Source organism: Anaerobutyricum hallii (assembly GCF_900209925.1).
Lineage (GTDB): Bacteria > Bacillota > Clostridia > Lachnospirales > Lachnospiraceae > Anaerobutyricum > Anaerobutyricum soehngenii.
Genome location: NZ_LT907978.1, coordinates 499,935 through 511,047 on the forward strand (window position 1 = coordinate 499,935; position 11,113 = coordinate 511,047).

The following is an 11,113-nucleotide window of genomic DNA, read 5'->3' on the forward strand; positions in this document are numbered from 1 at the left end:
CCTGTTTTTTTCAAAATCCGTCATAACCATAGTGGAAAGAGCGAAGCACCTGCCAATCACGGCGGGTGCTTCGTGCTTTCCAGACTATTATGAACGGAGGTTTTTCTATGACAATCTATGAAACCATCAAGGCGGCAATCAGCGTAAAGCAAGCCGCCGAACATTACGGGCTGAAAGTCAACCGCAACGGTATGGCTTGCTGCCCGTTCCACAATGACAGGCATCCGAGCTTGAAGCTGAACGAGGATTATTTTTTCTGCTTTGGCTGCGGAGCTAAGGGGGATGTAATTGACCTTGTGGCAAGGCTATTCAATCTGAGCAGCTATGAAGCAGCGCAGAAGCTGGCGGCGGATTTCGGGCTTGACCCGAAACCTCCTACTGCCGCAGTTTTACCCAAGCCGAAACATCCTTACATCCGTCAGTTCCGGGAGGATGAAATGCTGTGCTTCCGGGTGCTGACGGACTATCTGCATCTTCTGGAGGACTGGAAAGTGCAGTATGCACCCAAGACACCGGACGAGCCTTACGATGACCGTTTTGTGGAAGCCTGCCAGATGCACTGCCATATCGAATATATGGCAGATGTGCTGACCGTGGGTGATTTGGAAGAACGGGTCGCACTGGTGGACGAGCTGATGAAAAGCGACAAGATCTCTTTTCTGAAAGAGTACACCGAACGAAAGAAAAAGGAGGTGGCGCACAATGGCGAAGAACCGGAAAACGCCTGATATGAATTTACCTGTCTGGTTTGACGGGCAGAACATCAACGAAGCTCTGTTTTGTGAAGAATTTCTGCAAGAGCGCAGAATTATTTTCGCAAACGGAGCTTTTTTCACACCCGATGGTCGGGTGACAGACGATCTCCCTCTGCGTGGAGAGATTTACGACAAGCTGAAATTCTGTGCCGTGAACAACATTCCCCGGAAGATCACCAACATTCTGGAGGTGCTGAAGCTGGAAGCGCAAGTGCCTGACTTTCCACCGGAGCGGGATCGGATTCATGTGTCCAACGGTACGCTGCTGCTGAACGGAACATTTACCGAGGGCAGACCGGCTATCGTGAGAAGTCGTCTGCCGGTTGCTTACAATCCTAACGCTCCTGCGCCGGTGATCTGGATGAACTTTCTGGATGGTCTGCTCCACGCAGAGGACATCCCCACCTTACAGGAGTTCATCGGCTACTGTCTGATTCCCTCCAACAAGGGGCAGCGCATGATGGTGATTAAGGGCAACGGCGGTGAGGGCAAATCCCAAATCGGTGCGGTGCTGTCCACCATCTTCGGCACGAATATGAAAGACGGCAGCATCGGTAAGATTTCTGAAAACCGTTTTGCCCGTGCCGATCTGGAACACATCCTGCTGTGCGTGGATGATGATATGCGAATGGAAGCCCTGCGTCAGACCAACTATGTAAAATCCATCGTGACGGCACAGGGCAAGATGGACTTGGAACGCAAAGGCAAGCAGAGTTATCAGGGCTGGATGTTTGCCCGACTACTGGCGTTCAGCAACGGCGATCTCCAAGCCCTGTATGACCGTAGCGACGGTTTTTACCGCAGACAGCTTGTGCTGACCACCAAGGAAAAGCCTGTGGACAGAGCCGACGATCCCGACCTTGCGGAGAAAATGAAAGCCGAAGCCGAGGGTATTTTCCTCTGGGCTTTTGAAGGATTGCAGCGGCTCGTTGCCAACAACTTTAAGTTTTCGGAGAGTGACCGCATCCGTGAAAACCGGGAAGCGGTTAAGCGTGACAATAACAATATTTTCGATTTCATGGAGTCGGAGGGATACATCCGGCGCAAAGTGGATGCGTCCATCAGCTCCAAGGATTTCTATGAAATCTACCGGATGTGGTGCGAGGAAAACTCCCTTGCACCGCTGAAAGCCCGCAGCTTCAGCGATGCCATGGTTGCTAATGCCAAGAAATTCAATCTGGAGCATTGCAACAACATCACCAACTCTGCCGGACGGCGGGTGTGGGGATTCATAGGAGTGGAAGCGATTGCACGACCTCATATAAATGGGTTTTACGATGTTTCGCCGTGTACGTACGTACCGGAGGACATTCCGAAGGAATGGCGGGACGAATCGTAACCCCCGTTGCTGGTACGTATGTACGCAGCAAAAGAGCGTGAAACGCTCGTTATAGAAACAGCACATTTCTTTTGCTTGGGCTGTTTCTATGTCCACGGAATTTTGCAAAAGTACCGTGGACAGGCAGTGAAAGATACGGTTTTCACTGCCAACCTCTGCAAGAGAATGCTCCGCAGAGCAGTATCGTACAGAGGTGCTGACCATGGAAAAAGTTGCAGACATTTTCACTTTGGTCAGCAGAGGTCGCCGCAGTGACCGCACTCCCCCTCGGGAGAGCCCTCGGAGAGCCCACGGCACTTTGCAGCCATTATGGATGAAAGTGTAATAGTGGGTTATTACACTTTGAAAAAGTGCCGTTCCCCAGCTCTCCGCTGTCTGCAAATCTCAAAGAAAGGAAGAACATCTATGGCAAGAAATGATGGAATTGACCGTACCTTAGCCAGGAATCAAGACTTGGAAACCTCGGATGATGTGGCTAAGGTACAGGAACACAATGAGCGTGAAAAAGACCGTTATTCCAATGTGGACATCGTGCCGGAACGCACTCCGCTTAACGTCCATTTCAAAGCTCCCAGCGCCAGCTATACAGAAATGTTTGAGCAGTTGGAACGAGACAAGGTGATTTCCACAAGAGGTCTGAAAGAGGATGCCGTTAAATATGGCGAGCTGGTATTCGATGTGAACTCCGCTTACTTCTACAACCACGGCGGCTATGAATTTGCAAAACAGTTTTATGCCGATGCCTATAAAGCCGCCGTGGAGATCGTAGGCGGTGAGCAGTATATCCTCTCCGCTGTGATGCACGCCGATGAACGCAATCGGGCAATGTCCGAAGCTCTGGGCGAGGATGTGTACCACTATCACCTTCATGTGGTTTATATCCCGGTGGTGGAAAAGCAAATCCTGTGGTCGAAGCGGTGCAAGGATGAATCCCTCCGTGGAACCGTCAAGGAGGTCATCACACAGGTCAGCCGCAGTAAGAAATGGGAGTCCAAGCCGGTGCTTGGTGAGGACGGAAATCCCATGCTCAACGCAAAAGGAAAAAAGATTTTGAAGTCGTCCTACAGTGTGTTGCAGGATGACTTTTTTCAGTTCATGCGAGCTGCCGGATATACCGATGTGGAGCGTGGAGAGCGTGGCAGCACCGAGGAGCATCTGACGGTGACGCAGTTTAAGGTGCAGGCAGAACAGCAGCGTTTGGAAGCTGTGACCGGACAGGTGGCACAGGCCGAGCAGAGTTTGGAGGACGCCAAAGCTGCCACGGAAAAGCAGAAAAAGAAACTGGAAGCTCTGAAAAAGGAAACGCAGGCTGCCAACTCTGTTGCTATGACCGCACATGAGATTGAGTCGATGGGTAAGAAAAATCCCATCACCGGAAATATCACGCTGTCAGCGGATGAGTGCCGTACCCTAAAAGATTATGCGGTCAGCAGCTTTGCGGAAAAGTCTGAGAAGCTGAAATACAAGCAGAAATTTGAGAAGGCAGAGAAAAGCGCAAAGATCTGGAAAGACCGTTATGAAAAACTGGATAAAGACCATGAGGAACTGAAACAGAAAGTCCAGCCTTTCCTGGATGCGATTGAGATTGCATCTGAAAAAGTCTGGGCTTTTATCAATGCCATCCTCGCCAGAGGAAAGGAACTGTATGAACACAAACACCCTGCCCGGAAGCGTGGACAGGATATGGAAATTTAATGGAGGTAACTGCTTATTGAAGAAATATTATGAGGATGCAAAGTATAATGCGGCATTTGTCCGCTGTGTGGATGTTATGAGCCAGATGCTCCAAAAATATGGACATCAGGTTTTGGATAAATTGGAGCAGGATGCACCGCAGAAAGTGGAGCATTCCGAGGAAAGTAATCAAGCGCAGCCTTTGACGAATAAGGCTGCGTAAAAATTTACAATTTACACGTTGCGTATTCGCTGTGGCTATGCTATAATGATTACGCAACGTGTATTTTTGTTTTTTATGGAGAAAAGACAGATGGATTGTAAGAACAGAATTATCAAGTTGCGGGAAAGTACAGGACTGAACCGGAAAGATTTTTGCAAGCTCGTCCATATCCCTTACCGGACTATGACCGAGTGGGAATTGGATAACCGCCATGCACCGGATTATGTGCTGTGGCTTTTGGAGTATTATATCCGCAACGAAGGACTTATGGTAAAAGAAATGAACGAGGGAGGTGGCGATTCTGAAAAAGAAACAACTTAAATGCTATCTTTATACAAGAGTGTCCACCTCTATGCAGGTTGACGGATACAGCTTGGATGCCCAGCGTGACAAGTTAAGAAAGTATGCGGCATACGAAGATATGGTTATTGCCGGGGAGTATTCTGACGAGGGCTTTTCCGGAAAGAACATCCAAGGACGGCAGGACTTTCAACGGATGCTGAATGACATTCAGGACTGCAAAGACGGCGTATCTTATGTGCTGGTCTTTAAGCTCTCCCGATTTGGCAGAAATGCGGCGGACGTTCTGAACTCTTTGCAGCTCATGCAGGATTTCGGTGTCAATCTGATCTGCGTGGAGGATGGCATTGATAGTTCCAAGGATGCCGGAAAGCTGATGATTTCTGTGCTGTCTGCGGTGGCAGAAATCGAGCGTGAGAATATCCGAACTCAGACCATGGCAGGACGGGAGCAAAAGGCTCGTGAGGGCAAGTGGAATGGTGGTTTTGCCCCTTATGGCTATAGTCTGGAAAACGGTGATCTTGTCATTGCAGAGGATGAAGTGGAAGTAATCCGTGTCATTTATGACCGCTACATTCACACCAACGAGGGCGTTGCCGGAGTTGCAAAATATTTGAATCGTAATGGCTTTGTCAAGAAGCTACGGCAGAACAATACTATTCCCGGATTTTCAAGGAGCTTCGTGCAGGATGTACTGGACAATCCTGTTTACATGGGTAAGATAGCCTATGGCAGACGCAGGACGGAAAAGAAACAGGGTACAAGAAACGAGATGCACGTGGTTGAGCAGTCAGAGTTCCCTATTTATGACGGGCAGCACGAAGCCATCATTTCCGAAGAAGATTGGTATCTGGCACAGGAAAAGCGCAAGATCAATTCCTTTAAGCGGGAAAAGGTCAATAATCCAGATCACGCACATATCCTGTCCGGTATTCTGAAATGTCCATGCTGCGGAAAGAGTATGTATGGCAATATCGCCAAGGCTCACAGCAAGGACAAGAAAACAAGATATTATTACTACTGTAAAAACACAGTAACACCAACCGGGCATGAGTGCAGCTTCCGACTGAATATCGAGCAGACGGAAATCAATAAGTTTGTGGCAAAGATTATATCCGCTATGGTCAACAATCCTCGGTTTGTAGAAGCGATTCAGGCGAAAATCGGCTCGGCAGTTGATACAGAGGATATGGAAAAGCAGATCGCCGTTCTGCAAGGTCAGTTAAAGCAAGCCTTTGGAACGAAAAGCCGCTTGGAGCGTCAGATGGACACCTTGGACATCAACGATGCCCACTATGACAGAAAGATTTTGGACTTGCAGCGCCGCTATGATGAGCAGTATGATACCATAGAGGATATCGAAGTTCAGATTGGCGAATTGCAAAGCCAAATCCGCAGCATTCAGCAGGAGAAAATCTCCGGCGACAATATCTATCGGCTCTTACTGGCATTTGATGAAGTCTACCATTCCGCAACGGAAGCGGAACAGAAAGAGTTTATGAAAGCCTTTATCGAGCGAATTGAAATGTTCCCGGAGAAAAGGAAAGACGGAAGCTGGATAAAGAAGATCGTATTCAATTTCCCTGTGCCTGTTGATGGCGAGGAAGTGAAAGAACTTCCCTTGGAAACTGAAACAACCGTCGAGACGGTTGTACTGCTTTCCCACAAAAAGCCAGACGGACATATCAACGTAAAAGTTGAGTTTGGTGAGGGTGAGGGAAAAGTTCCGCTTGATAATATCGCTAAAAGAGCCGAAGAATACAAGCCCAAGGAACGAGTGACCTACAAAATGATAAAGGAGTACATAGAAGCGAAATATGGTTTCAAGGTACATGCCGCATATATTGCGGAGGTAAAAAGGGATTTAGGCTTGCCGATGTATGATGCTCCTAATGCAGTAGAAGAACTGAAACAGCCGAGGAAACATCCGACGGCAGAGAAAGTGGAAGCGATAAAGGATGCGTTGAAACATTTTGAGGTGATTTAATTGTAGCAGGGAAGGATTGCAAATGAGTATAGATAATGTAATTTCCATAATTATTAGTATATTAGGTTCTTCTGTAATAACGTTGATATTGTCCACATTTATTTTTCAACCAATGCAAGATAAGAAAAAGTATGTTTTTGAGGAAAAAAAGAGAGTATATGAATCTATAATTGTATTTGCGCAAATTGTACTTTTTCCAGCCGAAGCGAAATTTTCTTTAGGAGTTGCAAGGTATAATATACAAGAGTTATCAGATGATGAAAATAGAAATAATGCAATAAATGATTTGAAGATGGCAATTCCTAAGTTGAAGTTAATTTCAAAAGATGATGTTCTTGTCAAGGAATTAGATAAATTTATTCACCAGAAAAGTGAGGAACAATTTAATATACTTGTAAATCGATTGAGAAAGGATTTATACAAATAAAACTAGGTGTCTTCGGAGGTGTTTATGGAATAAAAATTTTATGATGAGATAAAGAACATCTTGATAACAGCAAGAAATAAAGTCTATCAAACAGCCAATTTTTCAATGGTTGAAGACTATTGGAATATCGGGAAATCAATCATTGAAGAACAGGGCGGCAATGAAAAGGCGGAGTATGGGACAGGTTTATTGAAAGAATTATCGAAACAAATGACTCAAGATTTTGGAAAAGGATTTACTGTTGCCAATTTGAAAAATATGAGGCAGTTTTATTTGACGTTTCCAAATGGCTACGCACTGCGTAGCGAATTGAGTTGGACTCATTATCGGCTTTTGATGCGTGTGGAAAATGATAAAGCACGAGAATTTTATATGCAGGAAGCCGTAAAATCGCAATGGAGTACCAGACAGCTTGAAAGACAGATAAATTCTTTCTTTTACGAAAGATTATTATCCAGTAAAAATAAAGAGCAGGTTGCGGCAGAAATTCAGACATTGGTGATGGCAAAAAAACCAGAAGATGTTATCCGTGACCCGTATGTATTGGAATTTCTTGGACTGACACCCAATGATGATTTTTATGAAAGTGATTTAGAGCAAGCGTTAATTACACATTTGCAAAAATTCCTTTTGGAACTTGGCAGAGGCTTTTCATTTGTCGCAAGGCAGAAAAGAATAACGTTTGATGGACGCCATTTTAGAATTGACCTTGTATTTTATAATTACATCTTAAAATGTTTTGTATTGATTGATTTAAAGGTTGGAGACTTAACACATCAGGATTTAGGACAGATGCAGATGTAAGTTCATTATTATGAGCGAGAGCTTATGAATGAGGGAGATAATCCGCCGATAGGCATTGTGTTATGTGCAGACAAGAGTGAGTCTGTAGTTAAATATACATTGCCGGAAAATGAAACACAAATTTTTGCTTCAAAGTATAAATTATATTTGCCAAGCGAAGAAGAATTGTTGAGAGAATTAAATTAGGAATATCGAGCATTGGAAGCTAGTAAGACAGAAGAATATATTGACGGTATGAAAAAAGAATAAATTTTACATCAGGGTGGTGCAAAATTTATGGAACTAATATTTTGTGTGAAAGAGGATGCACGTGCAGTATTAGTACTGTATAAATATTGCTCATATTTCTGTGGTTTTGTGGAGATATGTTTTAATTTGGTATGCATGTGGAGACGGTTGTTCTTTTGTCCCAACAAAAACCAGATGACACGATAGAGATCGACTTAGACCTGGACGAGCTGGATGCTACCAGTGCCGAGTTGAAAGCAACCTATCAGGAAATCAAAGATTATGTGCTGAAAGAATTTGGCTTGAAGGTTTCAAATTTATATATTTTTCAGGTAAAACGCAAATGTGGAATTGAAGTGGGAGAAAACTATAATCTTCCAAAATCAGAAAATGCAAGAGTTCCACAATGCCCGAAAGAGAAAGAAGATGCTATCAAGGCTGCCCTGAAATATTTTGCGATGATCTAAGGACATCGCTGATTTCAAGGAGGAATAACACATGAAAAGCACATTTGAAAAAATGGGTGGAACCTACACACTTGGCGCAGACGGAATTTACTACCCGAATCTTGTCAGTACAGATGAAGAACCGCATTATGGGAAATATGGAATGATGCGGAAAACATATCTGAAAGAGCATCGTCCGGCAATGTATTCACTGTATATGTTGGAAGACAGATTGACAGAACATCTGAATGCGGTGGACGATGAAGCGCAGGAGCGAATGGATATTCTGATGCGTCAGATGATGGAGAGGCAGGGCATTACGGAAGAATTGAAAGCTTGTGATTAGATGGAATGGGTCAGAGCGGTAAATGGTATTCGTAATATGGCAGAAGAGATTGTGTTAAAAGAATTGGTCTATATTTAAAGTGTGGAAAGCTCCTTCAGGAGCTTTTGGCTGTTTATAAGATAAATTCTGTCGGAGATTTTGACTTAATGATTTGATTTATAAAACTGGCAATGATACAATTAGTGTAATTTGTAAGAAAGCAGAGAAAATATGAGTGAAAAGTTACTGATTGTTGAAGATGACAAAAAATTAAATGATGGAATCCGTCTGGCTTTAAAGAATGATGATTATTTCTTTTATCAGTGCAGAACTTTGCAGGAAGCTAGAGAGATCTTGAAAAAGGAAGATATCACATTGGTTTTATTAGATGTGAATTTGCCGGATGGAAATGGGATTGATTTTGTAAGAGAAATAAGGAAAAATAGTCAGGTGCCGATTATTCTGCTTACAGTAAATAACATGGAAGTAGATATTGTAACAGGATTGGAAGCTGGGGCAAATGATTATATTACGAAACCGTTTAGCTTGATGGTTTTGCGTGCAAGAGTGTCTGTGCAACTTAGAAATAAAGAGGCAGCAGCTAAGAATTCTATGGAGCTTGATGGATTTGAGTTCTATTTCGATAAAATGGAATTTTTCAAAGATGGAGAACCTATTGAACTTAGTAAGACAGAACAAAAACTCCTTAGAGTGCTGTGTGAAAACAGAGGAAAAGTATTGAAAAGGGAATATCTGATTGACGAGGTATGGCAGGGAGATACAGAGTTTGTGGATGCCCATGCCTTGACTGTTGCTATCAAACGCCTCAGAGACAAATTAGAAGATGATACGCAGAAGCCTGAATATATCAAGACGGTTTATGGAATTGGTTATACATGGGCGGTGAATGGATGATAGAAACAATTATGTTGATTGTAGTTATATTTGTCCTGAGCGGAGTTTTTTGGTACAGCCTTTTTTATGAGAAAGAAAAAAAGCTTTTGAACCGGCTGCAGCAAATGCTGGATTGTGCAATAGATGGAGAACTGGAACGGACAGAAGTATCAGAAGAAAAGTATTCTGCTCTTGAAAACAGCATGAAACAATATATAGACAGTAGCTTTCTGGCAGGAAAAAATCAACAGGAACAGAAAGAAGTGATACAAAAACTTATTTCAGATATTGCGCATCAGACCCTGACTCCTATTTCAAATCTGAAAATCTATGGAGAAATACTCTCTGAAGTGAGTAATGAAAATCAGGAGGAGATAGCTACCATTTTGGAGCAAACAGACAAATTAGATTTTTTGATACAATCATTGGTCAAATTATCACGGATGGAGAGTGGAATTATCGCAGTACATTCGGAGGATACTACTATTAAGCAGATGCTTGAATCTATACAGCAGCAGTTTAACGTAAAAGTAAGGGAGAAGAATATTACTCTGAGCCTATGTGACACGGATTTGCATGCTATGTGTGATTCAAAATGGACCGTGGAGGCACTCGGAAATATTGTAGACAATGCGATTAAATACACAGCATGTGGGGGAAATGTTCAGATAAAAGTCGAGCAGTATTCTTTTTTTGTAAAGATTGATATCATTGATGATGGCATTGGAATAGAAAAAGAAGAAATACCAAAGATATTTGGAAGGTTTTATCGGAGTCTGTCAGTGGCAGACCAGCCAGGAGTAGGAATTGGCTTATTCCTTGCAAGAGAGATTATTCAGGCACAAAAGGGGTATATAAAAGTGACATCAAAGAGAGGAAAGGGTTCTACATTTTCTGTGTTTCTTCCGATAGCAAAGAAGGAATAGTATCAAAACTGTGACATTTCAGAAACTAGATGGAGACATTGTTATGATAAAGTCTGTATTGTAAAGATCAATACAGGCTTTTTTGATGGGAGGATGACATGAATATATTAAAAGCAGTAAATTTACGAAAAATATATGGGCAGGGAGAAACAGAAGTCAGGGCTCTTGATGGTATAAACCTGGAAGTAGAAAAAGGGGAGTTTGTAGCGATTGTTGGAACCTCTGGAAGTGGAAAGTCTACATTGCTTCATATCATTGGTGGTTTGGATAATCCAACATCCGGTCAGGTCATTGTTGACGGACAGAATTTAAGCCATATGACAGATGAAGAGCTTACTATTTTTAGGCGTAGAAATATTGGATTTGTATTTCAACAGTATAATCTGGTTCCGATGCTGAATGTATGGGAAAATATTGTTCTTCCTGTAAAACTGGATGGAAAAAAGATTGAAAAAGGTTATGTAAATGAAATCATAGATACACTGGGCATTCGGACAAAACTGGAAAATCTTCCAAGTGCACTGTCAGGGGGTCAGCAGCAAAGGGTGGCAATCGCAAGAGCATTAGCGGCAAAACCTGCTATTTTGCTGGCAGATGAACCGACAGGCAATCTGGACTCAAAAACGAGTCAGGATGTATTGGGACTTTTAAAAGTCACCAGTAAGCGTTTTCATCAAACGATTGTAATGATTACTCACAATGAGGAGATTGCCCAGATGACTGACAGGATTTTACAGATTGAAGACGGAAAAATTGTTTCAGACAGTGGTTTGGTATAGTGAGGG

General features: G+C 43.2%; 10 protein-coding genes and 3 pseudogenes. All 13 read left to right on the forward strand.

Annotation, left to right across the window (positions count from 1 at the left end; translation table 11 throughout):
- The first annotated feature begins 107 nt into the window (after positions 1-107).
- The 13 genes and pseudogenes from EHLA_RS02165 to EHLA_RS02225 all read left to right on the forward strand — a co-directional run bounded on the left by EHLA_RS02165 (position 108) and on the right by EHLA_RS02225 (position 11,107).
- Entirely contained in the window at positions 108-728 is a 621-nt protein-coding gene (locus EHLA_RS02165) for a CHC2 zinc finger domain-containing protein (protein ID WP_096239155.1), read from the forward strand.
- Positions 703-2,094, forward strand: coding sequence for a DNA primase family protein (locus EHLA_RS02170; protein WP_096239156.1), 1,392 nt, complete (start codon positions 703-705; stop codon positions 2,092-2,094). Before EHLA_RS02165 ends, EHLA_RS02170 begins: the two co-directional genes overlap by 26 nt.
- Positions 2,095-2,499: 405 nt before the next feature.
- Positions 2,500-3,789 carry a plasmid recombination protein gene (locus tag EHLA_RS02175; protein ID WP_096239157.1) on the forward strand — a complete coding sequence of 430 codons (1,290 nt, stop codon included), beginning with the start codon at positions 2,500-2,502 and terminating at the stop codon, positions 3,787-3,789.
- Between the two features lie 16 nt (positions 3,790-3,805).
- Positions 3,806-3,991: a hypothetical protein gene (locus EHLA_RS02180; protein ID WP_096239158.1), complete on the forward strand. Its 186-nt coding sequence runs from the start codon at positions 3,806-3,808 to the stop codon at positions 3,989-3,991.
- A gap of 90 nt (positions 3,992-4,081) precedes the next feature.
- Positions 4,082-4,312: a helix-turn-helix domain-containing protein gene (locus tag EHLA_RS02185; protein ID WP_055303625.1), complete on the forward strand. Its 231-nt coding sequence runs from the start codon at positions 4,082-4,084 to the stop codon at positions 4,310-4,312.
- Positions 4,293-6,278 (forward strand): recombinase family protein, encoded by a 1,986-nt coding sequence (locus EHLA_RS02190; RefSeq protein ID WP_096241528.1) that lies wholly within the window; start codon positions 4,293-4,295, stop codon positions 6,276-6,278. Before EHLA_RS02185 ends, EHLA_RS02190 begins: the two co-directional genes overlap by 20 nt.
- A gap of 22 nt (positions 6,279-6,300) precedes the next feature.
- Entirely contained in the window at positions 6,301-6,705 is a 405-nt protein-coding gene (locus tag EHLA_RS02195) for a hypothetical protein (protein WP_096239159.1), read from the forward strand.
- A 48-nt stretch (positions 6,706-6,753) separates the two neighbouring features.
- Positions 6,754-7,695, forward strand: a pseudogene (locus EHLA_RS02200) (PDDEXK nuclease domain-containing protein).
- A gap of 194 nt (positions 7,696-7,889) precedes the next feature.
- A pseudogene (locus EHLA_RS02205) lies at positions 7,890-8,204 on the forward strand (23S rRNA (uracil-5-)-methyltransferase RumA); the annotation flags it as partial.
- A 31-nt stretch (positions 8,205-8,235) separates the two neighbouring features.
- Positions 8,236-8,607, forward strand: a pseudogene (locus tag EHLA_RS02210) (TnpV protein).
- Positions 8,608-8,739: 132 nt separating this feature from the next.
- Positions 8,740-9,423 carry a response regulator transcription factor gene (locus EHLA_RS02215; RefSeq protein ID WP_096239160.1) on the forward strand — a complete coding sequence of 228 codons (684 nt, stop codon included), beginning with the start codon at positions 8,740-8,742 and terminating at the stop codon, positions 9,421-9,423.
- Positions 9,420-10,328: a sensor histidine kinase gene (locus tag EHLA_RS02220; RefSeq protein ID WP_096241529.1), complete on the forward strand. Its 909-nt coding sequence runs from the start codon at positions 9,420-9,422 to the stop codon at positions 10,326-10,328. The genes EHLA_RS02215 and EHLA_RS02220 overlap by 4 nt, the downstream gene beginning before the upstream one ends.
- 98 nt (positions 10,329-10,426) lie before the next feature.
- Positions 10,427-11,107 (forward strand): ABC transporter ATP-binding protein, encoded by a 681-nt coding sequence (locus tag EHLA_RS02225; protein WP_005348524.1) that lies wholly within the window; start codon positions 10,427-10,429, stop codon positions 11,105-11,107.
- Positions 11,108-11,113 lie beyond the last annotated feature (6 nt).

What these genes read in the sequence shown, in the direction of transcription:
- EHLA_RS02185 (WP_055303625.1), top strand. Translation starts at nt 4,082, where the DNA reads ATGGATTGTAAGAACAGAATTATCAAGTTGCGGGAAAGTACAGGACTG.
- EHLA_RS02165 (WP_096239155.1), top strand. Translation starts at nt 108, where the DNA reads ATGACAATCTATGAAACCATCAAGGCGGCAATCAGCGTAAAGCAAGCC.
- EHLA_RS02220 (WP_096241529.1), top strand. Translation starts at nt 9,420, where the DNA reads ATGATAGAAACAATTATGTTGATTGTAGTTATATTTGTCCTGAGCGGA.
- EHLA_RS02225 (WP_005348524.1), top strand. Translation starts at nt 10,427, where the DNA reads ATGAATATATTAAAAGCAGTAAATTTACGAAAAATATATGGGCAGGGA.
- EHLA_RS02215 (WP_096239160.1), top strand. Translation starts at nt 8,740, where the DNA reads ATGAGTGAAAAGTTACTGATTGTTGAAGATGACAAAAAATTAAATGAT.
- EHLA_RS02170 (WP_096239156.1), top strand. Translation starts at nt 703, where the DNA reads ATGGCGAAGAACCGGAAAACGCCTGATATGAATTTACCTGTCTGGTTT.
- EHLA_RS02175 (WP_096239157.1), top strand. Translation starts at nt 2,500, where the DNA reads ATGGCAAGAAATGATGGAATTGACCGTACCTTAGCCAGGAATCAAGAC.
- EHLA_RS02195 (WP_096239159.1), top strand. Translation starts at nt 6,301, where the DNA reads ATGAGTATAGATAATGTAATTTCCATAATTATTAGTATATTAGGTTCT.